The organism is Actinomadura citrea (assembly GCF_013409045.1).
Lineage (GTDB): Bacteria > Actinomycetota > Actinomycetes > Streptosporangiales > Streptosporangiaceae > Spirillospora > Spirillospora citrea.
Genome location: NZ_JACCBT010000001.1, coordinates 7,204,934 through 7,231,051, shown reverse-complemented (window position 1 = coordinate 7,231,051; position 26,118 = coordinate 7,204,934). Strand labels below are relative to the sequence as shown.

23 protein-coding genes are annotated in these 26,118 nt (G+C 71.3%); 12 read left to right on the top strand and 11 right to left on the bottom strand.

The genetic code is table 11. The features are described 5' to 3' along the window. The first annotated feature begins 46 nt into the window (after positions 1–46). Entirely contained in the window at positions 47–2,452 is a 2,406-nt protein-coding gene (locus BJ999_RS32985; protein WP_179836875.1) for an ATP-binding protein, read from the top strand. A gap of 84 nt (positions 2,453–2,536) precedes the next feature. On the opposite strand, the gene BJ999_RS32980 is transcribed toward BJ999_RS32985, so the two are convergent. The 5 genes from BJ999_RS32980 to BJ999_RS32960 form a co-directional block, all read right to left on the bottom strand. Further along, positions 2,537–3,475, bottom strand: a complete 939-nt coding sequence (locus tag BJ999_RS32980) for a hypothetical protein (RefSeq protein WP_179836874.1) — start codon at positions 3,473–3,475, stop codon at positions 2,537–2,539. Between the two features lie 26 nt (positions 3,476–3,501). Next, complete coding sequence (gene fxsT, locus BJ999_RS32975; protein WP_179836873.1) at positions 3,502–7,389, bottom strand: FxSxx-COOH system tetratricopeptide repeat protein; 3,888 nt, start codon at positions 7,387–7,389, stop codon at positions 3,502–3,504. A gap of 98 nt (positions 7,390–7,487) precedes the next feature. Next, on the bottom strand, positions 7,488–7,658 hold the full coding sequence (locus BJ999_RS32970; protein ID WP_179836872.1) for a hypothetical protein: 171 nt from the start codon (positions 7,656–7,658) through the stop codon (positions 7,488–7,490). A 204-nt stretch (positions 7,659–7,862) separates the two neighbouring features. Beyond that, positions 7,863–9,185, bottom strand: a complete 1,323-nt coding sequence (locus tag BJ999_RS32965; protein WP_179836871.1) for a hypothetical protein — start codon at positions 9,183–9,185, stop codon at positions 7,863–7,865. Between the two features lie 365 nt (positions 9,186–9,550). Next, positions 9,551–10,225, bottom strand: coding sequence for a GntR family transcriptional regulator (locus tag BJ999_RS32960; protein WP_179836870.1), 675 nt, complete (start codon positions 10,223–10,225; stop codon positions 9,551–9,553). A 195-nt stretch (positions 10,226–10,420) separates the two neighbouring features. Between BJ999_RS32960 and BJ999_RS32955 the strand changes: the two genes are divergently transcribed. From BJ999_RS32955 to BJ999_RS32925, 7 genes are all read left to right on the top strand, one after another. Beyond that, the gene (locus BJ999_RS32955) at positions 10,421–12,103 is read left to right on the top strand and encodes an alpha-amylase family glycosyl hydrolase (protein WP_179836869.1); all 1,683 of its coding nucleotides are present in this window, start codon (positions 10,421–10,423) and stop codon (positions 12,101–12,103) included. Next, positions 12,100–13,035: a carbohydrate ABC transporter permease gene (locus BJ999_RS32950; RefSeq protein WP_179836868.1), complete on the top strand. Its 936-nt coding sequence runs from the start codon at positions 12,100–12,102 to the stop codon at positions 13,033–13,035. Before BJ999_RS32955 ends, BJ999_RS32950 begins: the two co-directional genes overlap by 4 nt. Positions 13,036–13,039: 4 nt before the next feature. Then, entirely contained in the window at positions 13,040–13,900 is an 861-nt protein-coding gene (locus tag BJ999_RS32945) for a carbohydrate ABC transporter permease (RefSeq protein ID WP_179836867.1), read from the top strand. Between the two features lie 63 nt (positions 13,901–13,963). Further along, positions 13,964–15,274 carry an ABC transporter substrate-binding protein gene (locus tag BJ999_RS32940; RefSeq protein WP_179836866.1) on the top strand — a complete coding sequence of 437 codons (1,311 nt, stop codon included), beginning with the start codon at positions 13,964–13,966 and terminating at the stop codon, positions 15,272–15,274. Positions 15,275–15,352: 78 nt separating this feature from the next. Next, positions 15,353–16,489, top strand: coding sequence for a mandelate racemase/muconate lactonizing enzyme family protein (locus tag BJ999_RS32935; RefSeq protein WP_179836865.1), 1,137 nt, complete (start codon positions 15,353–15,355; stop codon positions 16,487–16,489). A 57-nt stretch (positions 16,490–16,546) separates the two neighbouring features. Beyond that, positions 16,547–17,320, top strand: coding sequence for an SDR family NAD(P)-dependent oxidoreductase (locus tag BJ999_RS32930; RefSeq protein WP_218935343.1), 774 nt, complete (start codon positions 16,547–16,549; stop codon positions 17,318–17,320). Positions 17,321–17,386: 66 nt separating this feature from the next. Further along, on the top strand, positions 17,387–17,770 hold the full coding sequence (locus BJ999_RS32925) for a sensory rhodopsin transducer (RefSeq protein ID WP_179836864.1): 384 nt from the start codon (positions 17,387–17,389) through the stop codon (positions 17,768–17,770). A gap of 80 nt (positions 17,771–17,850) precedes the next feature. On the opposite strand, the gene BJ999_RS32920 is transcribed toward BJ999_RS32925, so the two are convergent. From BJ999_RS32920 to BJ999_RS32910, 3 genes are all read right to left on the bottom strand, one after another. Then, positions 17,851–19,785, bottom strand: coding sequence for an ABC transporter ATP-binding protein (locus BJ999_RS32920; protein WP_229810537.1), 1,935 nt, complete (start codon positions 19,783–19,785; stop codon positions 17,851–17,853). Between the two features lie 347 nt (positions 19,786–20,132). After that, positions 20,133–20,939, bottom strand: a complete 807-nt coding sequence (locus BJ999_RS32915; RefSeq protein ID WP_218935342.1) for an SAM-dependent methyltransferase — start codon at positions 20,937–20,939, stop codon at positions 20,133–20,135. A 140-nt stretch (positions 20,940–21,079) separates the two neighbouring features. Next, positions 21,080–22,000: a hypothetical protein gene (locus tag BJ999_RS32910; RefSeq protein ID WP_179836863.1), complete on the bottom strand. Its 921-nt coding sequence runs from the start codon at positions 21,998–22,000 to the stop codon at positions 21,080–21,082. 148 nt (positions 22,001–22,148) lie between these two features. On the opposite strand from BJ999_RS32910, the gene BJ999_RS32905 reads away from it, so the two are divergent. Beyond that, positions 22,149–22,514 carry a hypothetical protein gene (locus BJ999_RS32905; protein WP_179836862.1) on the top strand — a complete coding sequence of 122 codons (366 nt, stop codon included), beginning with the start codon at positions 22,149–22,151 and terminating at the stop codon, positions 22,512–22,514. 38 nt (positions 22,515–22,552) lie between these two features. After that, positions 22,553–22,918, top strand: coding sequence for a roadblock/LC7 domain-containing protein (locus tag BJ999_RS32900; RefSeq protein WP_179836861.1), 366 nt, complete (start codon positions 22,553–22,555; stop codon positions 22,916–22,918). Between the two features lie 71 nt (positions 22,919–22,989). Here the strand turns inward: BJ999_RS32900 and BJ999_RS32895 are convergent, their stop codons facing one another. Next, positions 22,990–23,706, bottom strand: a complete 717-nt coding sequence (locus BJ999_RS32895) for a DUF4386 domain-containing protein (RefSeq protein ID WP_179838974.1) — start codon at positions 23,704–23,706, stop codon at positions 22,990–22,992. 257 nt (positions 23,707–23,963) lie between these two features. On the opposite strand from BJ999_RS32895, the gene BJ999_RS32890 reads away from it, so the two are divergent. Then, positions 23,964–24,404: an SRPBCC family protein gene (locus BJ999_RS32890; RefSeq protein ID WP_179836860.1), complete on the top strand. Its 441-nt coding sequence runs from the start codon at positions 23,964–23,966 to the stop codon at positions 24,402–24,404. Next, a complete protein-coding gene (locus BJ999_RS32885; RefSeq protein WP_179836859.1) occupies positions 24,401–24,916 on the top strand; it encodes an NUDIX hydrolase in 516 nt (171 codons plus the stop codon). The genes BJ999_RS32890 and BJ999_RS32885 overlap by 4 nt, the downstream gene beginning before the upstream one ends. Positions 24,917–24,965: 49 nt before the next feature. On the opposite strand, the gene BJ999_RS32880 is transcribed toward BJ999_RS32885, so the two are convergent. After that, a complete protein-coding gene (locus tag BJ999_RS32880) occupies positions 24,966–25,586 on the bottom strand; it encodes a DUF4240 domain-containing protein (RefSeq protein WP_218935340.1) in 621 nt (206 codons plus the stop codon). A gap of 35 nt (positions 25,587–25,621) precedes the next feature. Beyond that, complete coding sequence (locus tag BJ999_RS32875; RefSeq protein WP_179836858.1) at positions 25,622–25,864, bottom strand: hypothetical protein; 243 nt, start codon at positions 25,862–25,864, stop codon at positions 25,622–25,624. Positions 25,865–26,118: the final 254 nt, after the last annotated feature.

Genomic DNA, 26,118 nt, shown 5'->3' with positions numbered 1-26,118 from the left:
GTCACCGGCGGCACGGCGCAATCCCTTCCCTCCCGGGGCGTCCGCCATGCTGGGCGAACTGCCGGGCGAGGTGGTCAGCCTCGACACCCCGGCGATCCTCACCGTGCGGCGCGTGGTCGACGACTATCTCGCGCGGAGCCTGATCCTCTGGCGGGACGTGCGCTCCCAGCAGGGCACCGGTCGGCGCGGTGGCGAGGCCGGAGCGGCCGACCCGCGGGAACTGACCGACGACGAGGCGGTGCGGGCGTCCTCCACCGGCGCGAACGGCGAGGTCATCGCCGTCGCCGGTGAGGCGGGCACCGGCAAGACGCACCTGCTCAACACCCTGATCCACCGGTTACGCCATCCGCCGCCAGGCGCCGCGATCCCGCGCAAGATCATCTATCTGTCGGCGCAGGCCGCCGACTTCGGCACGCTGTACCGGGCCTCCTTCATCACCAGGTTCCACCCCGACGAGCTCAAGGACATCGCCCTCGGCTACTACGCCGACGTGGTCGCCGAGCGGCTCCGGATCGACTTCCCCCACCTGGCCGAACAGGCGGCGGCGCTGGAGAGGCGCGACCCCGGACTCGACCCCCGGACGATCGCGCGGCAGGCCGGTCTGGCGGCCAGGGTGCCGAGGCAGCTCCAGGAGCGGCTCTGGCAGGTGACCGGGAACAAGCAGTTCGGCACCGCCTTCGCCCTGCTGGCCGACGTCCAGCTCGTGCTCGCGGTGATGGACTGGCTGGCGAGCGGCGCGCCGCCCGACGCCCGCCTCCAGGAGCAGGGGATCACCGGGGCCCTGTCGTCCAACGCCCAGATGCTGGACTGCATGGGCGCGCTCACCAGCCTCTACGGACGGCAGGGGCAGCACTTCGCACTCGTCATCGACGACATCGAGAAGTTTCTCGGCCGTCCCGGCCCCCTCCAGCCGGACATGACGAACACGGCCGACACCCTGAAGTCGTTCCACAAGCTGCTGCGCACGTTCGTCGAGAGCGGTGGACTGCTCGTCCTCGGCGGTCTGCCCGAGTACCTCGACCAGCTCCCCGACGACGTCAAGTCCCGCATACGCACCCGCATCTCGCCCTCCCCCCTGGACGGCGGGCAGATCGCCGAGTACGTCCGGCTGCGCCAGGGCGGCGTGCTCGAACCGTTCGAACAGTCGGCCTGCGACGCGATCCGCCGGCTCACCGGCGGCCGTCCGCGCCAGGTCGTCAGGCTCTGCTACCGCAGCTTCCAGCTCACCGTGCCGCCCGCGCGGGTGGACGCGCCCGCCGTCCACACGGCGGCGCGGCAGGAGAACCTCGGCTACGTGGTGCCGCTGGACGACCTCCTCTCGAACATCTCCGAGATCCTCAACGGGCGGGGCTGGGTGGCCGAGACGAGCTATCCCCTGCTGCCCGAGCGCGAGCGGCCCGACTTCTGGATCCCGATGCCCCCCGGGCAGGACCGCGCGGGCTGCGCGATCGTGGTGAGCGCGCCGCTGGTGCAGGCGGACGAGGCCGAATCGCTGATCGCCCGCGTCCGGGCCATCCGCAGCAACAGCCCCAAGCGCCGCGTGGTCGTGGTGACGGGGTTCCTGAGCGAGGAGATCCGCCCCTCCCTGACCCGGGCGTGCGGAGCGCCGCCGATCGTGTACCTCGCCGACCAGTTCCACGATGTCCTCACCGGAAGCGTGGACGCTCTCAACCGGGAGATCATCGGCGACCGCGCCGGTCCCGCGGCCTCCGGCAAGGACATCGAGATGATGCGCGACTCGATGGAGCGGATCAGGCGGCAGGTGACCGCCTCGCACGACCACCTGCTCAACCTGCAGAGCCAGGTCGAGCAGATCCGCCAGCAGGCCGACCGGCAGCTCCAGGCGATCAGAAGGGACCTGACCCACCCGCCCGCGGCGCCCGCCCGAGCCGCCGCCGAGCCGGAGCGGCCCGGCCCGGACCTGCCGAACGCCGTGATCCGGCTCTTCACCCACGCGCTCGAATGCCTCGCCGCGATCGACGACGTCGACGGCTACATCGGGCGCTCCTTCGACCTGTCCCGGGACGACGCGGCCACCGCCGGCGCCATGCTCAGCTACCGGCTGCGCCGCTACGAGATCTTCGAGGCGATCGGGGTGAGCATGGTGCTGCGGCGGCTCGTGACCTCGTTCGAGGAGTCGGTCGCCGGCTGGCTGGCCGGCGTGCGGTCCCGGCCGGGCCCCACCACCGAGGACCGGGTCAGGCTGGACCGGCTCTGCGAGGCGTTCGACGCCAGCTACGACGCCGTCCCGCTGTCGGCGCTGAGCCAGCTCGGCAGCCTGTCCGACGACGTGGTCCCCGGCCTGAGCGGCTCGGTGGCCCAGGTCGCGATCGTGGACAGCCTGGACGGGCTGAGCGGGCGCGTCAGGCGCAGCGTCCTCCTTGCCGCGGAGGAATCGGACAGCACCTCCGACCCGCCGCCGGACGCCTTGCCGGGCCCCTCGCCCGCCTGAGAGACGTCCCGCCGCCGGCGCCCGTCCGCTCCCGAAGTAGACCGCTCCCCTCCAGTCCTCGCCCGTCCCGCCGGTTCCCGGTGCTCACGCCGCGGAGCCACCGCCGGTGTACTCGTCAATGATCGTTTCCAGGCGCCGGTCGGCGTCCCACACGTTCCTCTGGCGCAGGGTGACACCGAAGAGCGCCAGATCGTCCGGCAGGCACCGGTAGTAGAGCGCCCCCTGCTCGACGTCCATGACGAGCCGGGACAGCCGCCCTCGCAGGGCGGGTCTGAGCCGGTACGACAGGGACCGCACGAGCTGCCGCGAGGCGAGGAAGATCTCCTCGTAGCGCTTCCTGTGCTCGGCGACCGACACCTTGCGGAAGTACGTCCCGAGGCTGTCGTCGGTGAGCACGTCGGTGCTGAAGAGGTGGTCGCCGCCGCGGTGACCTGAGACGTAGTGAAGGTCGAGCGGAGAGACCCGCCGCCGGCTGAGCTCCACCAGGCGGGCGTCGGCGTCCGGGGCCTCGAACAGGACGGGCGCCGGTTCGGGGACGTCCGGGAGCACCGGGGCATAAGTGCTGTAGCCGCCGAGGTTCTCGGGCCCCAGCGAGTAGAGCTCGCGCACCTGGTCGGAGATCTGCGCCATCTGCCGGTCGCCGCGTTCGACCGCCGCGCCCTCCCGCGCGACACCGAACTGGGTCTCCCCCGGGCGGAGCGAGATGTAGTAGACGCCGCCGGCGGCGCAGGACAGGACCAGGCGGATGAGCCGCCCGCAGTCCAGCGACGCCGTCCACGAGTCGATCTTGGCGAAGGTCGGGCCCAGCCTGCCGCCGATCTGGGCGTGGAGCTTCCTGTCCTCCGGTGACAGATCCGTATCTTCCACAGCGAACCGGAACATGCCGTCGATGAAGTTCGCGGTGTGCAGCAGCCCGGCGGCGCCCTCGAAGACCTCCTTCACCGTGTTCTCCAGCAGCAGCGTTCCGGCGCCGGCGTCGATATGGCCCGCACGTCGCGTGGCGGTCCTCGGGGTCTCGGTCACTCGGTCTCCTCTCCGTCCGGCCGCTCTCAGATCTGCGGCGCGTCCCACTGGAACGCCCGGCGCTCGGTGGCCGGCGCCTCGTTCCGCAGCCGCGCCCGGGTGTGGGCGAGGTTCCCGCGCACGGCGAGGGCCCACGGATGCTCGTCGTCGGGATAGCAGGACACGAGACGATCCTCGGCCTGCTCGTCGAGGTCCAGGGCCTCGTCGAAGCGGCCGAGGGCCATCAGGGCGTTGGCCTGGTCGACCAGCGCCCCCACCACGTACGGGTGGTCGTCGTCCAGCCTCTCGCGCAGCAGGTCAAGGGCGGTGGCGCTCTGCTCACCGGCGAAGTCGGCGTCGCCGAGGGCGAGAGCGTAGACCGACAGGTTGCAGCGAGCGAGCTGGACGAACGGATGCCCTTCGTCGTACAGGCCGAGGTAGCCCATGACCGCCCGGCTCGCCTCGTCGCGCGCGGCCTCGTACGCGCCGCAGGCGTGCTCGGCCGCGGCGACGGCGAGCCGGCAGGCGAGCGTCTCGTAGTTCTCACCGGGATGGAAGTCCAGGTGGATCTTCAGCAGCCTGCGCAGCTCGTCCCGGTCGTCGGCGCGCGCCTCCGGGTCGCCGGGCCGGTGCCGGCGGGTGATGCGCTGGTGGCGCTGGGCGCTCAGCAGATGGAGGTTGGCGGCGTCGTCGCGGTAGAGCTCGCGGAGGATGACGACCGAGTGGGTCAGCTCCCGCGCCGAGTCGTCGTACCGCCCGAGACGGCGCAGGAGCGCGCCGATCTTGTAGGCGGAGATCGCGAGCGCCAGATGGTCACCGGGTTCCGTCCGCCGCTGCCGCTGCCGGGTGCGCCGTTCGATCGCCAGCGCCTCCCGGACGGAGGCGTCCTGCCCGTCCAGGGTCAGGGACAGCGTGAGGTTCATGGCCGCGGTCCGGGTCAGCTCGTGGTCGTCGCCCAGCTCGCGGCGCAGCCCGATCAGCGTCGCGCGGTCGCGCACCAGCGCGGCGGTGAAGTCGCCGGCCTGGCGCAGGTCGGCGGCGTACCCCCGTGCGCTCATCAGCGTCCGGGTGTCGGAGTACCCGAGGCGCATCTGCCGGTTGAGCGCGTCTTCGGAGATGACCGCCGCCTCCTCGAAACGGCCGAGCGCCCGCAGGAGGTTGGCCCGCTGCACCTCGACGCGCAGCAGCAGCGGATCGTCGGCGTCCAGGCGTTCCCGCCAGCCGGCCGACAGCCGCTCGGCGACGTCGAGACCGAGCCTGCGGTCGTTCACGTCCCCGGCCAGGTACAGGTGGCGCACGTGACAGGCCAGCCAGCGGCGGACGGGCCGCTCCCCGCTCGCCAGCGCCTCGCTGACGAACAGGTGCCGCCGGAGCTCGGCGAACGTCGCGGCATGGTAGGGCTTGTCGACCTCGGCGTCGGCGGGCGCGAACGCGGCGAGGACGCGGTGCACCTCGGCGGTCACCCGGTCCCGTTCGCCGTCCCGCAGCGAATCCCGAATGATCTTCTGGACCATCCGGTGGACGCGCAGCTCCCCGCCGAGCTCGTAGTCCACCTCGGCCAGGCCGTAACGCATCAGCCGGACGAGCAGCGCCTCCAGCCGCACGGAGTCCTCGGCGAGGTCGGACCAGTGCGCCTCCAGCGCGGCGAGCATGGCGGGGGAGAACAGCAGCCTGCGCCCCACGCCGTCCGGGGAGAGGAAGGCCGCCATCCGCATCAGGTGCACGGCGGCCTCGCCCGAGTCGATCTGGCGCAGGGCGTCGAGGGTCAGCCCGAGGACGATCCGGGCGGTCAGCAGGTCCGCCTCTTCCCGGCGGGCCGCGTCGCCCCGCGGCGCCGGGGGAGCGAGCCGCACGGCCGCGGCGCCGTCGGCGAACAGGCTGGTGAACGTCTCGACCGCGTCCTCGACCGCCTCCATCTCGCGGAAGGCCCCCGCGGACGCCGCCGTCCCGGGGCCGGGCTCCACGGGACGGGTGGCGCCGCGCTGCCTCCAGTCGGCGTGGCGTTCCACCCACGCCGCGGCCAGCGCCACGTTCAGGGGGAGGTCGCGCATGTGGCGCGCGAGCCGGTCGATGTGCTCGTCGGAGAGCGCGGGGACCCTCCTGCGGAACAGCTCCCGGCTCTCGGCCCTGGTGAACGGCCCCGCCCGGGTGATCTTCTCGACCCGGCGGACCAGCGTTCCGGTCCTGAGGGTCTCGACGTCCCCGCCGGTGATGATGACGTGGTTCCCGCGGGTGGTCTCGGGCACGAGGTCGGCCAGGTCCTCGGCGCGCTCGACGTTGTCGTAGATCAGCAGCCAGGTCCCGGCGCGGTCGACCTCCTCCCGGACGAACTGCGCGACGGGGTCGCCCGCGGCGGACGCGGACCGGCGGCCGCCGCGGGCCTCGACCGCCTCGTGCATGGCGGTGAGGCCGGCCCGCACGCTCCCGGACGACGCCGCGGTGATCCACCAGATCGCGTCGTAGTCGCCCGAGAACCGGAGGGCGTACTCCAGGGCGAGCCTGCTCTTCCCGGTGCCCGCCGCACCGTTGATCAAGTAGATGCCGTCGCGGTCCGAGCCGAGCAGCGCGTCGCGCATCCGCTCGATCTCCCCGCCCCGCTCGACGAAGACGCCCGCGGCCGGGGGCAGGCGGCGGTGCCCGGGCGCCCGGCCCGGGAACCGGGGATCGCCCGGGGCCTCCCTGGGCGCGGGCGGCGTCCGCGCGGGCATCAACCGCTGGAACAGCTCGTCGCGGGCGGCCGGCTCGCCCAGGGCGAACAGGTCGATTCGCGCGGACGGCGGGACGTCCCGGGCCGGATCCTCGGGGGACAGCCGGAGGTACCAGTGACCGCCGGACACCGGCGTCACGGACGGGGCCGCCCCGGCCGCCTCGGGGCCGACGACGATCACGACGTCGTCGTCACGGACCTGACCCTGCCCGGCGGGACGCAGGTGCGTCGAGCGGAACTGGACGCCGAGCCAGTCGGCCCAGGCGCGCTGGGCGGGCTCGTAGATCACGCGGTAGTGGCGCGTCCGCAGCTCGTCCTCCGCGCCGATGCGGACCCGGTACTCCTCCACCGCCTCGGCCGTGGCCCGCGGCGGGTCGAACCGCTGCTCGTCGAGGATCGTGCGGAGCACGTCCCGGTAGGCGGTGAGGAGCCCGGAGCCCGCCTGGTCGCCGCCGAACACGGCGAGCCTCTCGGCGTCCGCGACCCTGGGAATCGCCATCCGCCGCCAGTAGGCGTCGCGCACCGAGGGCGGCGTCGTTCCGGGGAAGAGCCACGCGAACGCCACACCCGCCCCGCTGCGCACGCTGAGGGACGACGCGTCCTCCACCTGCATGAGCATCGGGAGGAGCCGGGGGACCACCACGGCCTTCAGCTCCCGGGCGAGCGCCTCTCCGGCCACGATGCCGCCGGAGTCGGCCCTGACCCCGATGACCACGGTGTCGGCGAGCCTCGCCAGGGCCTCCGCCGGGAGGCCGGCGGCGTCGACGAGCACGTGGTCGTAGGAGGTGCTGCGCAGTCCGTCGCGGAGCGCGGCGACGAAACCGTGGAGGTCGGAGGTCCCCAGCTCGGTCCAGTGGCCGCGGGCGCCGCCGGAGCCCCGCGCCGGGAGGAAGTCCACCCGCCCGGCGATCGGCGGGCCGGGCGGCTCCCGGTGCCGCAGGACGGGCAGCAGGTCGAGCCCGCGGGGAGCGCCCTGGCCGCCGGAGCCGAACCCGCGGGCGAGGTCGAGGAGCCCGGCCTCACCGGAGCCGTCGCCGGCGAACCTCGTCGCGTGGTCCTCCAGGGCGGGCGACGCCAGGTCGCCGTCGACCAGGAGCACGGCGCGGCCGGCGAGCGCGAGCATCCACGCGAGGTTCGCGAGGGTCGTGGTGCAGCCCGCGCCGCGCTCCGGCGAGGTGAAGGCGATGACGTTCGGCGGGCCGCTGCGCGGCGGAACGGGGGGGACCAACGCGGCTCCTTCGGGACCTCGCGTCCGGCGGCGGGCCGTCGCCCGCGCCGCGGACGCCGCTCACAACTGGAACATTCGCGACCGTTCGCACAATCCTTTCATATTCGTGCATTGAACGTGAGATACAAGGCCGATTCCTTCAGGTTCTCGCAATAGATGCGGTTGACGGCTCTGCGGAGCGCCTCGCTCGGCAGAGCGTCCATTTGATCGAGATCGAAGTCGGTCACATCGATGATGGTGGTCGGGAGTTCCTCACTCGCATCGTCCATCGATCACTCTATTCGGCTGGTACGGCAGTTCTTTGGGGTTGACCGAATTCGGCCGCATGTGTCGAGGCCGCTTCCGCCATCCCGCATGGGCACGGTCGAGGCTAGCCTCATCCCGCAATGACGACTATGTCCCATGGCGCGTTTTCCGTGTTCCGCCGGGAACGCATCAGGGAACGTGCCCGCGTCGCGCCCCATCAGGCGGGGTCACGTTTCCGGGTCGGCGCCGGGAACGGAGGCGCACGCGTCGGCCTGGGAGGCCGGCACGGGATCCGGGTGGCCGTCCCCAGACCCGGCAGCCGACGGCGCCCCGAGCGGAACCGCGCCCGTTCCCGGCCGGCCCGGCTCTTCGGCCGGAGGGTGGGGCGGATCGTCGGCGAACCGGTTCAGCACCCCGTTGGAGGCGTAGTGCAGGACGTTCACGACCAGGATCGCCGGCGCGACGATCCCGACGGTGCCGCGGAAGTCGGGCTCCAGCGCCAGCGCCAGGATGATCGCGGTGATCCCGTTCTGCTGGCCGAGGGCCAGGTGGACGCGGTCGCGGCGGCTCAGCCCGTGTTTCAGCACGGGCACCACGAGCAGCGAGATGAGCGCCTGGGCGCCGAAGGCCGCGACGCCCAGCACCAGTGCGGGGAGCAGGTCGACGCCGTCCACCAGCAGCAGGCCGAGCGCGAAGGAGGCGACCAGGAACGCGGTCGCCACGGCGCGGTCGATCGCCTTCGCGTACGTCCCGACCCTGAAGAAGAGGCCGATCAGCGCCACGGCGAGCATCAGCATCCACTGGGCCGCGACCAGGAAGACGCCCACCAGCACCGCCAGCGACAGCAGATCGGTCGACCGGCCGCCCGTGCCCGCGCTCCGCTCCGCGGCGGTCCCCACCACCCGCGTCCCAGCGAACTTCGGGCCCGGGGCCGGTAGTCTCCGCAACGCGACGAAGAGCAGATAGGCCGCGGCCACCAGCGTGAGGTTCAACCCCAGATCGGACAGGTAGGCGCCGAGCCCGTCTCCCGAGGGGCCGGCCTGCGGCGCACCCTCCCGCCCCGAGAACCGGAAAGCGAGAATCGAGAAGTAGAGGGAGAGGAGCACCGTCACGGGGTCGTCGAACGAGGCCCAGGCGAACATGAGCGCCTTCGCCCGCGCCGACATCCGGCTGTTCGCCCGCATCGCGGCCACCGACAGGGGATCGATCTGCGCGACGGCGATACCGAGAACCAGGTACCGGGCGTCGCGGAACACCAGCAGCATCACCCCGGCGATCAGGGCCGCCTTGATGACCACGCCCAGCGTGACGGCCACCAGCACGCCCCGGGCGTCCCGCCTGAGCGCCCCGAGGTCGATCTCGTGCGTGCTCCCGTACAGGCCGATCGCCAGCAGGAACCCGGCGAGTAAGGAGTACCGGGCCGAGCCCGCGAGATCACCCGGATGGACGAGGGCGCCCGCGCCGAGCCCGGCCATCGTGGCCAGCAGCGCCCCGACGACGATGAGAGGAACGATCCGCGACAGCCGTCTCCACGATTCGCGCGCACTCAAAAGGCGTTCTCCGTTCCACGGGCCGGCTGCGCCTTCCAACGGAGCACCGGCGTCCGGATCGACGGACCCCCTCACCCAAGAACATCATAGGAAATGATCATCGGTCACCGAAAGCCTCATCCGATATCCGCCCCTTACCGCCTGACCGAATCCGGAGGCCGGTCGAAGCCGGAAAGTGCTCAGAAGGGGGTGTGGGAAGCTTTCGGGGCGCGGCGTGGGGCGTCCGCGGCCGGCCGCTGACTGGAACGGCGTGAAATTCGCCTATGACCTGACGGTTGATAGTTCCTCCGTACATCTATCCCGTCAGGGGGCCCTGCGGTGGGGCCTGTCCTATGCCGAGCCCTTCGTGCGTACCGGAACCGCCGTCACGTGTCGGTGTCCGCCTTGGCCGACGCCTCGTCCAGATGGATGTGGATGTGCTCGTCCACGGCCGTCGCCAGGCGTGCGGGGTCCCCGGCGGTGAGCGCGTCGATGAGGGCCGAGTGCTGTTCCGCGACGGCATGGCGGTCGGCGTGGCCGGACGCGTCACGGCGGAAGTACGCGCGGACGCGCGGCTGGATGGTGCGCCAGAGCTGCATGCAGTGGGTCTGTCCAGAGCGCTCGATGACCAGCTCGTGGAATCGGAGGTCGGCGTCGGCCATCCGGTCGGCGTCGCCTGCGTCCGCGGCTTCCCGCATCTCGGCGACGAGTTTCCGGAGGGCCGAGAAGTCCGATTCGTCCAGCAACGGCATGGCGATCTTGAACGCGAACCGCTCGATGACGATGCGGATGGGGACCAGGACCTGCTCTATCTCCTCCTGGGAGATGTCCGCCACCAGCGTGCCCCGGTAGGCGTAGCTCACGACCAGTCCCTCCTGTTCGAGCTGGCGGAGCGCCTCGCGGATGGGGCCGCGGCTGGTGCCCAGTTGTGCCGACAGGTCGAGCTCGACCAGCCGGTCGCCCGGACGCAGCTCACCGTTGATGATCGCCTCCCGGAGCGCATCGGCGACCCGCTGCCTGCGGGAGTCCTGGGAGACGCGGGGGAGCGTGGGTCCGGGCATGGACGGGGGTCCTCTCTGGTCGTCATCGGGGTCCCAGTGTCTCACAATCGACTGTTGATTGGTAATTGTTGACAATCACCAACCTTGGTGTACTGTTCGGACCGCACGCCTCCCCGACGGCGCTACCTGCGGAAACTCGCGCAGTGCCCCTCGCGGGCAGCGGTTTCCGCCTCACCTACGGAGGTCCTCACCCCCATGAACGAACCATCTGTACGGACCCAGGGGCGGCCTGAACCCGCCGTCGCGGAGGTGGCGCCGTGGTGGCGGACGGCGGTGTTCTACGAGAACCACATGGCGAGCTTCCGCGACGGCGACGGTGACGGGATCGGCGACCTCAAGGGTCTGACCGAAGCGCTGGACTACCTCGCCGGCACGCTCGGAGTGTCGGCAGTCTGGCTGAGCCCGTGCTTCCGCTCGCCGCTGCTCGACCAGGGCTTCGATATCAGTGACTTCTGCGACATAGAGCCCGTGTTCGGCACGATGGCCGACTTCGACCGGCTGGTGGCCGAGGCGCACCGCCGCGGCGTGCGCATCCTGGCCGACTACGTCCCGAACCACACCTCCGACCAGCACCCCTGGTTCGTGGAGTCGCGATCCTCGCGCGACAACCCCAAGCGGGACTGGTACGTCTGGCGAGACCCCGAACCGGACGGGTCGCCGCCCAACAACTGGATCAGCGAGGCCGGGGGATCCACCTGGGAGTTCGACCCCCGAACCGGCCAGTACTACCTGCACTCCCACCTCAGGCAGCAGCCGGACCTCAACTGGCGCAACGCCGAGGTCGTCGAGGCGATGCTCGATGTCCTGCGCTTCTGGCTCGACCGCGGCGTGGACGGGTTCCGCATCGACGTGGCGCACATGCTGATGAAGGACCCCGAACTCCGCGACAACCCGGTCCAGCCCGTCGCCGAGCGCAATGTCTACGACGTCCAGCACGACGACTTCGGCTCACAGAAGCACATCCACGACCGCCTGCATCCGGACGTGCACGGCGTCCTGCGCGCCATCCGCGCCGTGGTGGACGAGTACCCCGACCGGGTGCTCGTCGGCGAGATCGAGGCCATGGGGTGGTCCGACTGGGCGGGCTTCTTCGGCGCCGACCAGGACGAGATCCACATGCCGTTCGCGTTCCGTCTGATCGAGACGTCGTGGCGGGCGGCCGACCTCGCCCGCGAACTGGACGATCTGGACGCCGCGACGCCCGACGACGCGTGGCCGATCCTGGCGCTCGGCAACCACGACCGGCCCCGCCTGGCCACGCGCCTCGGCCGGGACCAGGTCCGGGTCGCCGCCATGCTGCTGCTCACCCTCCGCGGCACGCCGATCATCTTCTACGGCGACGAACTCGGCATGTGCGACCAGGACGTCCCCCGCGAGCGTCAGCGCGACACCTTCGGTCTCACTGCCGGCGGCCGGTCCCGCGACCCGATTCGCACGCCGATGCCGTGGAACGACGGGCCCAACGCCGGGTTCTCCACCGCGCCCGCGCAGGACCTGTGGCTGCCGGTCTCGGCCGAGGCCGCGACCCTCAACGTCGCCGCTCAGCTCGCCGATCCCGGCTCCCTGCTCTGCCTCTACCGGTCGCTGATCGCGCTGCGCCGCGACAGCGCCGCGCTGCGCGAGGGCGGCTACCGCGGTCTGCCCGGCGCGCCGGAGGGCTGCCTGGCGTACGAGCGGCGGGCCGGCTCCGACCACAAGATCGTCATGCTCAACCTGACGGACCGCCCGCTGCGCGTCCCGCTGCCGGGGCCGGCGACCGTCGTGCTCTCCACCGCCGACCGTGGCCGGGCCGGGGCCCGTCCCGCCGATGCCCTCGTACTCGCGGCCGCCGAGGGCGTCGTCCTCGACGCCGACGGCGGGGAGGGGGACGGCGCATGACCCTGAGGGCATCCCGGCTCGCGGGCCGGACGGTCCCGGTGACCGGCGGGCGCTCGCGGCCGCGCGGATCCGCCGACGCCGAAGGCCGGTTGGCGGTGGCCATGCTGTCGCCCGCCGTTCTCCTGGTCGGCGCCGTCGCGCTCGTCCCCGTCCTCTACACGCTCTACCTGAGCTTCCACGACGCGAGCGTCGCGGAAACCGGACCGTACAACGGGCTCGCCAACTACCGCGCGCTCCTTGACGACCCGGACTTCATCACGGCGAGCGCCAACACCGCCGTCTTCACGGCGGTCAGCGTCGTGCTGGAGTTCGGGATCGGGCTGGCCGCCGCGCTGGCGCTGCACCGCCGCTTCCGCGCTCGCGGCCTTGTCCGGTCGGCGGTGCTCGTGCCCTGGGCGTTCCCGGTCGTCGTGTCCGCCCTGATGTGGCGTCTCATGCTCCAGGACCAGGTCGGCATCGTTCCGTACCTGGCCCGGCAGATCGGGTTCGGCGACTCCTCCCTGCTGTCCGACCAGCACTCTCTGATGATCGCCTCGATCGGCGTGGACGTCTGGAAGACCACGCCCTTCGTGACGCTGCTCCTCCTGGCCGGACTGCAGACCATTCCGGAGGAGCTGAACGAGGCCGCGCTCGTCGACGGCGCCGGGCCGCTGGTGCGGTTGTGGCGCATCACGCTGCCGATGCTCAAGCCGGCGATCCTGGTCGCGCTGCTGTTCCGGACGCTGGAGGCATGGAGCGTCTACGACCTGTTCTGGGTGATGAGCGACCGGCAACTGGAATCACTGTCCACGTACGTCTACAGGACCGTCCGGATCAGCGAACTCGCCTTCGCGAAGGGGACCGCGGCGGCGGTCCTGGTGTTCCTGTCCTCGATCGTCATCGCGCTGATCTACATGCGGACCCTGCGGTCCGACCCGGGAGAACAGGACTGACGCCATGGCAGCGACGACCTCGTCCGGCCCCGACCGGAAAGGCACCCGGGCGCGCGACGCCTTCTTCTACCTCTTCCTGACCGTGTTCGTCCTGGCCGTCGTCGCGCCGGTCGCGTGGGTGCTCAAGATGAGCCTCAGCACGCGCGCCGACCTGCTCGCGACGCCGCCGCCCATCGTCCCGCCCCACCCGACGCTCTCCAACTACACCACCGTGTTCGGCGCCCCCGAGTTCCGCCGGGCGCTCCTCAACAGCGTGCTCATCGCCGGCGCGACCACGCTGGTCTCGCTCACCTTCGGCGTGCTGGCCGCCTACCCGCTGGCCCGGGTGCGCTTCCGGGGCAAGGCCGCCCTGCTCACCGGGTTCCTCGCCCTCGCCTTCTTCCCCACCGTCGCCATCATCGCGCCGCTGTTCAAGGAGTTCCGCGAGCTCGGACTGCTGGACACCTACGCGGCGATCATCGCGGTGGACAGCGCGTTCGCGCTGCCGCTGACGGTGTGGATCCTGACGGCGTTCTTCCGCACCCTGCCCCGGAACCTGGAGGAGGCGGCCCGGGTCGACGGAGCCTCCACATTCCGGGTCCTGACCGGCGTCATCCTCCCGCTCTCCGCTCCGGGCGTCGTCACCGCGGGACTGCTGGTGTTCGTCTTCGCCTGGAACGAGTTCCTGTTCGCCAACACCTTCCTGTTCTCGCAGGACCACTGGCCGGTCACCGTCGCCATCCCGGGCTTCGCCACCACCCACACCATCGACTTCGGCGCCCAGGCCGCGGCGTCCATCACGGTGACCCTTCCGATCCTGGTCATCGTCTTCGTCTTCCAGCGCCGCCTGGTCGCCGGCCTCATGGCCGGCGCGCTCAAGGGCTGACGCCCGTGCGGCCCCGCCCGCGACCCACCCCACATCGCGATTTCCCTCGCGAAAGGAACCACCATGTCGACGTCACGCACGTCCGTGTCCGGCACCACACTGTCCCGCCGTCGATTCCTGCAGGCGGGCACCGCCGGCGCCGCCCTCCTGGGGCTGAGCGCCTGCGGCGGAGGGGACGACGCCGCCGGCGGCGGGCGCAAGGTCGTGCTCGCCGCGTCCACCGACCAGCGCGAGCTGCTCAGGAAACCGCTGGCCCAGTTCCAGGCGGCGCACGGCGTGACCGTCGAGTACCGGACGATGCCGGCGGACACCGGCGCCTACTTCGACCAGATCCGCACGCAGTTCCAGGCGGGCTCCGACGACATCGACGTCATCGCGGGCGACGTCTCCTGGCCCGCGCAACTGGCCGCGCACGGCTGGCTCGCGGACCTGACCCCGCGGCTCGCTCCGGCGGCGCGTGCGGCCTTCCTGCCCGCGACCATCGCCGCCAACACCTACCGCGGCAAGCTCTACGGCGTGCCGTGGTTCAACGACGCCGGCTTCCTCTACTACCGCAAGGACCTCCTGGAGAAGGCCGGGTACGGCGGCCCGCCCGAGACCTGGCAGGAACTCCAGGAGATGGCCCTCAAGGTCAAGGCGGACACGAAGATCCTCAACGGGTACGTCTTCCAGGGCGCGCGGTACGAGGGCGGCACCGTCAACGGGACCGAGTTCATCCGCTCCTCGGGCGGCGACGTCCTGCGGAACGGCAAGGTCGTGATCGGCGAGCCGGCGGCGGTGCGCGGGCTGCAGATCGCACGGGGTCTCGTCGCAAGCGGCGCCTCGCCCGCGAGCGTCGCGGAGTTCAAGGAGGACGAGTCCGCGGGCTCGTTCGTGGGCGGCAAGGCCGTGTTCCTCCGGAGCTGGGGCTACCTGTACAGCGTGGTCTCCGACAAGACCCAGTCGAAACTGAGCCGCTCCCAGGTGGGCGTGACCGAACTGCCGGTCGCGCAGCAGGGTCTGCCGCACGTCAACGTGGGCGGCGGCTGGAACCTCTTCCTCAACCGGGAGTCCCGCCGCAAGGACCTGGCCTGGAGCCTGATCACGTACCTGGCCGCGGAGCCGCAGCAGCGGATCTGGGCGACCGAGGGGTCGCTGATGCCGACGCTGACCGGCCTGTACGGCGACGCCGAGGTCCTCGGGACCATGCCCGTCCTGGGCAGGGCCCGCACGGTCGTGCCGCACACCACGACGCCGCCGATCTCGCCGTACTACGCGGACATGTCGCTGGCGATGGCCAAGCATTTCAACGCCTCGCTGCGCGGGGCCGAACCGCCGGAGCAGGCCGCCGCCGCGCTGGCGTCCGAGCTGCAGAAGATCGTTGACCACGGCTGAGCGGTCGCAGCCGGCCGTGCGGCCCGTCCGCTCCACCACGACCGCCCAGGAGCGGTTCCCTAACGAATCGGGACACCCATGAAGATCCGTGACATCCGTGCGGCCGGTCTGCGGGGCGCCACCCCCCAGGGCGGTTGGCAGGAGGAACTCAGCCCCGACGACGTCGTCCACACTCTGGTGGCGGTGCACACCGACGAAGGGCCGGTCGGCGTCGGAAGCGTGTTCACCAGCGAGGCCCTGGTCCGCGGCGCCCTGGAGATCCTGCGGCCGATGCTGATCGGGGAGGAGGCGACCGAGCCGGAGCGGGTCTCCGAACGTCTGCACCGGGCCACGTTCTGGATGGGCCGCGGCGGCACCGTGACGCACGCGATCAGCGGGATCGACATGGCGCTGTGGGACGTGCTCGGCCAGGTGACCGGCCAGCCCGTCGGCCGCCTGCTGGGCGGGCGGTACCGGGAGCGCGTCCGGCCCTACGCCTCTCTGCTCATGGACGCGCCGGAGATCCTGACCGATCGGCTGGCGCGGCTCGTCGATCGCGGCTGGCGGGCCTTCAAGATCGGCTGGGGTCCGTTCGGCCGGGTCAGCGCGGAGCTCGACGAGCGGATCGTGGCCGCGGCCCGCGAGGCCGTGGGAGCCGACGCCCTGCTCATGGTCGACGCGGGCGGCAGTGACAGCGCCTGGGGGAACGGCTACAAGTGGGCGTTGCGCACGGCCCGGATGCTCGACTGCCACGATGTCGCCTGGTTCGAGGAGCCCCTCAGCCCCGACGCCCTGGAGGACTACGCGCATCTGCGCCGTGAGGCGACCGTGGCGATCTCGGGCGGGGAGGTGCTGACCAGGCGGCAGAGCTTTCACCCCTGGTTGGAGGCCGGCGCCCTCGACATCGTCCAGCCGGACGTGACCAAGGTCGGCGGCCTGAGCGAGCAGCGCCGCATCGGCTGGGCGGCGCAGGACCACGGGGTGCGGCTGATCCCGCACGGCTGGAACACCGCCGTAGGGCTCGCCGCCGACCTCCAGCTCGCCTCGGCGCTGCCGGGCACGGACCTCGTCGAGTACGTCACCGGGTCGCCCTATGTCGACGACGTCACCGCCGAGCCCTGGCGGCTGGACGAGGACGGGATGCTCGCCATTCCCGAAACGCCCGGCCTTGGACTCCACCTCGACCCGGAGGCCCTGGCCCGCTACACCGACGCGACCGGTCTGCTGCGCCCGTGATCGTCGCACCACCATGCCCTCCGGCTTCCGGAGATCGACCGAGACCAGGGAAGGCACATGTCCGGCGAAGTCACTTTGATCACAGGAGCCGCCTCCGGCATCGGCCGGGCCGCCGCGCTGTTGAGGGCGTCGGCCGGACACCCCCTCGCCCTTCTGGACAGGGACGAGGCCGGTGTCCGGGCGGTCGCCGCGGAGGCGGAGGAGCGGGGAGCCCCGCGAGCGCTGGCCATCGCGGCCGACATCTCTTCCGAAAGGGAGGTGGCCGACGCTTACGCCCGGTGCCGGGCGAGCCTGGGAGTTCCGGTCAATATCGTCGCGAACGCCGGCGTGGAGATCGCGCGGGAGGCGCACGAGACGACGTTCGCGGACTGGTCGGGAGTGCTCGGCGTGAACCTCAGCGGGACGTTCCTCACCTGCCGCGACGGCATCCGGCTGCTCCTGGCCGAGAGCCTGCCCGGCGCGATCGTCTGCGTCTCCTCGCCCTCGGCGTTCGTCGCGTTCGCCGGAGGGGCCAACAGTGCCTACGCGAGCTCGAAGGGCGGAATCTCCGCCCTGGTCAGAGCACTCGCCGTCGAGTACGCGGCATACGGCATCCGCGTCAACGGCGTCGTCCCCGGTGCCACGGCGACCCCTCTTCTCGACGTCACCACCGGTGCGGACGACGACATCGCCGCGCGCGCCCGGACCCAGATCCCGATGGGCCGGCTCGCCCGTCCCGGGGAGATCGCCGAGGCCATCGACTGGCTGCTCGGCCCGAAGGCCGGCTACGTCACCGGCAGCCACCTCCACGTCGACGGCGGCCTCACCGCCCGCGGCGCCAACGACTTCTGACCTGCCGCGCTGCGGACATCCGCGGCCACGCGGCAAGGGCCGCCACCGCCAACCGAAGGAGCGCTCATGCAACGACACCCGGCCGGTATCGGCTCTCGCACATGGGTCGTCGCCGACGGCTACATCCCGCCTCGCAGTTCCGGTCCCGCACCTGAGATGACGAGCCACGACAGCATCTGCATGCTCAACGCGGGAGAGGCCGAGGCGCGGGTCGAGGTGCAGGTGTACTTCACCGACCGGGAACCTGCGGGCCCGTTCGTCCTCCCCGTTCCCGCCCGGCGGGCCTTCCATCAGCGGATCAACGACCTGAGCACTCCGGAGCGGATCCCCCCCGGCACCGACTACTGCCTCGTGGTCACCAGCGACGTCCCCATCGTCGTGCAGCACACCCGCCTGGACTCCCGCCAGGAGGCCAACGCCCTCATGAGCACGATCGCCTTCCCCGGATGAGGCCGGGAAACGGCGCCGGGCCGCCCCGGCGGCGGAGGCAGGGGGCCCTGGACGGCGTCTCCAGGATGGAGCGCTCGGTTTCAGGTGGCCGCTTCCCGGGCTGATGGTGAGGGCGTCGTCGCCGTCTCGCCTTGGCGGTAGGCCGATGCCTGCAGTTCGTACAGTTCGGCGTACAGGCCGTTCACAGCCATGAGTTCGTGGTGGTCGCCGTGCTCGGTGACGCGGCCGCCGTCGAGGACGTAGATGCGGTCGGCGTGCCGGACGCTCGCCAGCCGGTGGGTGATCAGCAGGACGGTGCGCCCGTGCTGCGCGGCGTGCCGGCGGATCTGGTCGAACAGGTGGTGTTCGGCGCGGGCGTCGAGTGCGGCGGTGGGCTCGTCGCAGATCAGCAGGGGCGCGTCCCGGTAGAAGCCGCGCGCGGCCGCCAGCCGCTGCCACTGCCCGCCCGACAGTTCGCATCCGTTGGCGAAGCGCTTGTCCAGCAGAGTGTCGAGGCCGAGGGGCAGGTTGGCGATCACCTGGTCGGCGCCGGCCGAGGTCGCGGCCTCGTCGACGCTCGCCCGCACGCCCGTGGCGGCCAGGTCGTCGCCCATGGTGATGTTGTCGGCGGCGGTCATCGGCCAGTGGGTGTGGTCTTGGGCGACGACGGCGATGGCCCGCCGCAGGGCCTCGGGGTCCAGGTCGCTCACGCGGGTGTCGTCCCAGCGGACGACGCCGCTCTGCGGGGCGTAGAGGCCGGCGAGGATCTTGGCGAGGGTCGTCTTCCCCGATCCGTTCTCCCCGACCAGCGCCACGATCTCCCCGCGGCCGAGCCGCACCGACACCGCGCACAGCGAAGCCGCGTCGCTGTCGGGGTAGGTGAAGGTGACCTCCTCGGCGCAGATCTCCCCGAACCCGCGCAGCTCCCCAAGCTGCCTCTCCACGTCGTCCAGTTCGCGGACGCCGATGCGGGCTCGTTGCACGCGCTTCTCGGCGGTCTGGCAGTAGGCCATGTAGTCGCTGAAGTACAGGCCGTCCTCGTAACAGCGGTTCAGGGCGTAGACGAGGTTGACCAGGGAGGTCTGTCCGGCGCGGATCGCCAGGACCGCCGTTCCGGCCACCGCGAGCGGCATCACGCCCCGCCACAGGAGCAGTCCGAGCGCCGTGTACATCAACGCCGTCGCGACCCCTTTGAGGGCATCACCCCAGACCTGGGACATCGTCTGCCTGCGTGCCAGGTCGAGGAGCACGCGACGGATGTGGGCGGCCAGTGCGGCGTACTGGCGCAGCAGGAAGGCCCGGACGGTGAAGGAGCGGACCTCGGCGGCGTGGCGCCGCTCGGTCATCAGATCGGACATGATCCAGCTCCGCCGCCGCACCTCCACCAGATCCAGCTGGGTCAGGTACCCCAGCCGGGCCGCGCGGACCGCCGCCCATCCCTCGGGCAGCGCGGTCAGCAGCAGCAGCGGCAGCAGCACCGGGTGCAGCACGCCGAGCGCGCCGGCCGCCGCCGTGACGCCGACGGCCGCGGTGAACAGGTCCACCGCGTTGTCGACCATGGACGGAGCCGAGTCCATGCCCCGCAGCCGGGCCCTGTGCAGGTCGTCCTGGAACTCGGCGTCGTCGAAGGCCGCCAGCTCGATGGCGGTCGTCAGCTCGTACAACTGCTGCTCGACGATCTGCTGGACCTGCGGACGCAACCGGGCCTGCGCCCACTGCGCCGCCGCCGAGAACACCGCCCGGACCGTGACCGCCGCCCCCACCAGCACCAGTTCCGGCGCCGCGGACCGCACCCGATCCGGGGTCGGGCCCGCCGAGAACAGGGCGGTCAGCACTCCGGTGGTCGCCAGCAGCCCGAACGCGGTGAACACCCCGGCGGCCACGTTGAACGCGATCGTCGCGGCCAGGTCCCGCCGGCTCGCCCGCCACGCGAGCCGCATCACCTGCCCGATCAGCGTCGGCAGCCGCCGCGCCATGGTGAGCGTCCCGGTGTCGGACAGTTCGGCGGCCTTGCGATACCACTTGTGCTCGCTCAAAGCCGGTCCCAGAGGTCCCTGGACCGGCGCGGCGACGCGTCCGCGTCGTAGCGGCAGCCTCACCGGCCCACCCCAGGGGCCGACGACGTCAGGTGATCATCGGAGCAGGCGGCACTGGTCATGAAACCAGCCTCCAGACAGTGGGGGACGGGCACCACCCTCTGCGCCGCACTTGTACCTGAGGAAGGGGTATGGCGGTCTTTGGCCCCACGCCCCCGCGGCACAGTTCTCCACCCACCGGGTAAGCCTCGCAAGGCGTCACGGAGAAGGAGAAGCCGCGGACAGTGCAGGGTGGGACCGCCGGTATGCCGGCGGCGAGTTGGTCTGGCCGGCTCGCCCGCCCGGGGTCAGCCGATGCGGCCGATGCCGCCGTAAAGCCATTTGCCGACATCGGCGGCCGGCCGGTCCGCCTCGTCGCCTTCGGGGTTCCACGCATCGATGGTGACCAGGCCCGGATCGACGAGTTCGAAGCCGTCGAAAAAGAGCTCGATTTCTGTTCTACCGCGGAAATAGATGGGGGTGGGGGTGGCCGCGTAGGCTCCCTCGATCTGCTCGACGGCCGCCGCGGCATGCCCTTCCGTCGTCACATGCGTCGCGGCGAGGTGGCTGCCCGGCGCAAGGGCCTCGCGCAAGGGCGCCATGACGCCCTCCCGCTCCTCCAGGGTGAGGAAGTGGGTCATGGCGATCATCAGCACGCCGACCGGAGCGGCGAAGTCGATCAGCCCGGTCCTCCGCGCGTGATCGAGGACCTCGGCGGGCCGGCGCATGTCGGCCTGGGCGACGGTGGTGAACTCGTTGGTCGCGAGCAGTGCGCGCCCGTGCACCAGGACCACCGGATCGCTGTCGACGTACACGACGCGGGCGTCCGGGATGATCTCATGGGCGATCTCGTGCGTGTTCCCGACGGTCGGCAGCCCGGAGCCGATGTCGAGGAACTGCCGGATTCCCTGGCGCGCCATGTACCGCACGGAACGGCGCAGGAACGAGCGGTTCTCCAGGGCGAGCTCGCCGATCTCCGGCATGGCCCGCGCGACCCGGTCCGCCGCGTCGCGGTCGACCTGGTAGTTGTCTTTCCCGTGCAGGTAGTAGTCGTACATGCGGGCGACGCTCGGACGAGAGAGATCGATTTCCGGGGACAGGCCATCCTCGGCCACGTACGACCTCCACCCAAGATCAAGTTATTGCCGGAGCAAGACTAGCCGCCGTCCGACACGCTGGCCAAGTCCGGCCGCGCCGGACGGGTTGACCCCGCCCTTTCCGCTTCGCGAGGCCGCGTGAGCGAAAAGGCTCGACGTCAGGTTGGCGGCTCCTCTTGGAACCATCGTCCAAAGTCGGTCTTCCGGTATCTGCGCCGTGGCAATCCGGCCGACTCCTGGGAGGGGGCGTTCTGGTGCGGGGGAGGCGGCACCGCCTGCGACCGGATGCTCTCGCTCGGGAGATCTTGCGGACGGGCGGCGGGCCCGCCTCCCGGCGCCGGGTCGAGGACGGCCTCGGACCCTCCGGCGAGGGGCGGCTCGACGGTGGCGAGCCCGTCGACGATGAGAGTGGCCATGTCGCTCATGACCGGGAACAGGCCGCGTCCGAGTGCGAAGGCGATGTCGCGCGGTGTCCGGCGGCCGTTGACCTTGGCGAGCAGTTCCTGCCGCTGGGCGTTGACGGGCACGGAACCCGTGGGGCGCCTGCTCTGCGGCCTCGACCGTATGGACAGGCCCAGCGCGGTCCAGGAGTGGGCGAGATCGAGCCGGCGGCGGATCTCGCGGATGGCCCGTTCGGTGTCCAGGCCCGGGTCGGACGCGAGCAGCGGGGCGGGATCATCGGGGTCGGCCGTGCAGGTGCGGACCCCGCACAGTGCCATGGCGAACAGTGCGTCGGCGACCGCGGCGCGGGTGATGACCTGCACGCCGGCGTCACCCAGGAGCCCGCGCACGACCAGTTCACGCTCCAGCCGGCCGTCGGGGGCCCCGGCGGTGAAGGCGGCGCTCCAGTCGGCTTCGCTGATCCGCCCCGACCGCAGCAGCAACGGCTCGGGCCCCGGCGCGGCAGGGGTGGAGGCGGCCACCACCAGGCCGTCGCGCATGCTCACCGAGCCTCCAGGGGACCCGTCCATCCGCAGCGTTCCGGTGAACCGCTGCCGGCCGCGCCGGGTCAGCGCCGAGGTCAGCACGCCCGCGTGGTCACGCCCGCGTTCTCCCGGGGGCTGCGCTTCTGATGCCATCTGTCCCTTCTCGCCTTCTTTGGTGGTACCGCATGCCCCATTGAGTGTGGCCACGGTGCCGGATCGGCGGAATCCGAGGTTTCCCGGTTGTGGAAGCCCGTTCGCGAGATATATTAGCGGCCAAAATAAGCAATTCGTCGGGAGTGGTATGAACATCGAAACGGCGCTCAAGGAGGCCATGGCCGTCGAGGGCGCGATCGGCGTGGCCCTCGTCGACTATGACAGCGGCATGTCCCTTGGAGCGCTGGGAGGCGGCCCCGAGCTCGACCTGGACGTCGCGGCCGCCGGCAACACCGAGGTCGTGCGCGCCAAGGTTCGCACTCTGGAGTCGTTGGCCATCGACGACGCCATCGAGGACGTCCTCATCACGCTGAACCGGCAGTACCACCTGATCCGCATCCTCGGGCGCGGCCACGGCCGCCTCTTCCTCTACCTCGCGCTCAACCGGGAACGCGCCAACCTGGCGCTCGCCCGGCACCACCTGCGGCGCATCGAAGCCGAACTCAGCGTCTGACCGCGTCTCCGTCACGGGGCGATCAAGGGGGAACGGGTATGCGCGAAGCGGTGCTGGCGGAACTGCAGAAACTCCGCGGCCAGGTCGTGGGCGTCACGGACGCGGCCGTGGCGTCGGTGGACGGGATACTGGTGGCCTCCGACACCGACGAGGTCCGGCCCGACGTCCTGGCGGCGCTGGCCGCGGCCTCACTGGGCCTCGGCCGAAGCGCGGGAAACGAGGTCGGCATGGGCGAGCTGCGCGAGGTGGTGACCCGATGCCAGAGCGGTCATATCGTGGTCTACGCCGTCCGGCGCACGGGGCTGCTCGTCGTGCTGGGCGACGAGGGACTGGACATCGCCGACCTGCACCTGCAGTCCCGCGCCACCGTGGACCGCCTCGGCGCCATCCTCGAAGAGAACTGAACCCCCGAGGGCGTCGGGAACGAGCTCGCCGCTCATCGGGCGACGGATTTCCCCGCAAATGAAGCAAATCGTCACACTGTGTCGGGCTCCTGGGTTGCTTTGCGGGCCGTTCCTGTGATGTGGGGGGCGGGGCGGAAGCCCTTGGTGATGAGCCAGATGCCCAATGACACTTCCCAGACGATTTCTGGTGCCGTGAACAGAAAATTCACCGGGGATTGCTGCTCGTAGGCGCCGAACAGGACGGCGGTCGCGGTGGCGCACGCGAGGGGGCCTCCGATGAGCCCGATGAGCGCCATGGGGCGTGGCACCAGACCCGACCGGTACATCAGGTAGCCCAGCAGCAGCCCGTTGCCGAAGCCCGCGCAGAAGGCGGGGCCGAGCAGGAACGTCTGATCCTTCAGTGCCACCAGCGCCCGGCCGATCGGAACGGCATCGGCGCTGCCCCCGTCCGCCAGGTCCTGCCGCAACGCCACGACGGCGAGCACGCTGACGACTCCCACCACGATGACGGTCGATTCGAGGATCCGCGTGCCGACGTAGCCGAGGGCGATGCTCTCGCTCTGCCGCTTCAGGATCGGGAACAGCACGACCGCGGTGGCGGTGTTCGCGATGGCGGTCAGAATCTCGAGGAGGGCTCCGATCCGCACCTGCGCGTCCGCGCTCGCTCCCACGATGTAGTGCGCGTCATTGAGGACCGGGTCGTAGAGCAGCACCGCCGGGATCGAGAAGACGAAGGTGAGGACGAACCAGACACCGGCGATCCTCGCCCTCCGCTGGGCGGCTTCCACCGGGGGTCCGGGCGCCCGAGATCTGATCGTGTTCACTTGGCTCTCCACAACGCGCAACGACCCTCGCCCGATTGCCGGGATAGTCGTAGAGAACCACGTCGAACGGGTCTTGTCCCCACCCGCTGGTGGCCGGTTCAAGCCGTCCTTCGGTCGTAGGAAGGGCGGTCGTCAAGCCCCCCGGCCCCAGGGATGTGGGGCCGCGGTGCGCGGCGTGGGGTTGGGCGACATCGGCCCGGTGCGGTGAAAGGATGATCGGCATGGGACAAGTCGTGGTGACCGCGGAGAGAACGCTGAAGGCCGGCCCGGACCAGGTGCTCGGAGCGCTGGGCGACTACACGGGAGTGCGCTCCCGCATGCTGACGGAGCACTTCAGCGAGTACGAGGTGCGGGAAGGCGGTCAGGGCGAGGGCACCGTGGTGCACTGGAAGTTGGCGGCCACCAGCAAGCGGGTGCGCGACTGCCTCTTCACCGTGAGCACCCCTGCCGGCGACCGCCTGGTGGAACGGGACGCCAACTCCTCGATGGTCACCACGTGGACGGTCACCCCGGCCGCCGAAGGCGCGCGCGTGCAAGTCACCACCACCTGGGACGGAGCGGGCGGCATCGGGGGCTTCTTCGAGCGGACCTTCGCCCCCAAGGGCCTGCAGCGCATCTACGACGCCCAGCTGGCCAAGCTGGACTCCGTACTGGGCTCGTGACCAGCGCGCCGGCCGACGAGGTCTACCGGCGGCGCACCGCCCGTGTGCTGCTGGTGGACGACACCGACAGCGTCCTGCTGTTCCGCTGGCCGAAGGTCTCCGGCAAGCCCGAGGCGGGCCACTGCTGGATCACTCCGGGCGGAGGCGTGGAGCAGGGCGAGAGCCTGCGCGCGGCCGCGGCCCGCGAGCTGCGTGAGGAGACAGGCCTGATCGTCTCCCCGGGCGACCTCGGCCCGCGGGTCGCCCTGACCTCCGGCCACGCGGATTTCGGCTGGGCCCGAGGGCTGTTCCGGGACGACTTCTTCCTGCTTCGCACGCCAGCCCGCGATATCGACACCGCCGGGTTCACCCCGGTCGAACGCGAGCATGTCAGCGCCCACCGCTGGTGGCCGCTGGAGGAACTGGCGAGGTTGGAAGAGCCGGTCTATCCGCTCATGCTCGCCGAACTCCTCACCGACCTCCTCGCGGGCCGCGCGCCCTCCGAGCCGGTCCGCCTCCCCTGGCACCACTGACCGACACCATCGGACGGCCGGCCCGTCACAGGCCAGCGCTTCGGGCGGCTCAGAGGAAGAGCGCGGCCAGGCGGGGGAGCCGCAGCCGGGTCTCGTCGTCGTCCTCGACGTCCCAGCCCGCCCCCAGGGGTGCTTCAGGCCGCCGCATCGAGCGCACTGCGTCCTCCATCGCCGTGTCGAACGACGTCGTTTCGCCCATGACGCGGTGGTAGGCGGTCCTGGGTGCGTAGTGCAGGGCCTCGCAACCGATCCAGCCGCCTTCCCCTCGGCTCATCCGGGTCACCGTCGGCACGGCGGCGAGGGCATCGGGGTCGGCGACGGCGCGGGTGAACACCTCGCGTCCCAGCAGGACGAGCCCGGCGCGGAAGTCCATGAAGCCGTCGTCGCCGCAGCCGCCCTCGATGAGGTAGGCGGCGTTCCAGAGCGGACGCCGGTAGGCCGAGTCGGTCACGCGCGTCAGCCGGACGTCGAAGTCGAGGATCTGGGGGCCGTCCAGCTCGCCCAGCCGGTCGGTCAGGATCCGGACCAGCGGATCATCGGGACGATCGCGGTCGTCGGCGCGGTCGCCGGCCACGGCCCGCGCCTTCTCGATCAGCTCCCACCACGTGTCCTGGTCCATTCCGTTCTCCCGTACCTCGTTCTTCTTCGGCCGGGAGACAGCGTCGCGCACCGGTCCGACAATCGACACCGCCGATCGGCCGACGGTCAGCGCACGATGCCGCCCGCGCCCAGCGCCGCCCGGATCCGGTCGACGTCGCCGCTCTCGGCGGGCGGCAGCGGCGCGCCGACCGACTCCCGCAGCGCGGCCGCCTCCCGCAGCAGGCGCAGCGCCTCCTCGGCCGCGCCCTCGAGCACCGCGACGCCGGCCAGCCCCTCATAGGCCAGGGCGACCGATCGGGGATCACCGATGACCGCTCCCACCGCGTTGCCCGGGTCGAAGGTATTCACGGTTCCCTAATCTCGCGACGAGATCATCGGTGCCGTGTCGAATAAAACGTCGACATCCACGTCCCGGTCCGGGGACAAACAGCACACAGTATGACAATCTGGCGGAGGGAAGCCGGGTTGACCGGATCGGGCCGAACAGTTGTGGAGATGGGCCTCCCGGTGGGAAAATCAGGTCATCGCTGGTTCCACCTCATCGACCGGGGCTGATCGTCGTTCCTGATCGATATTAGTCTGCCATCTTCTGCAACCCCAGA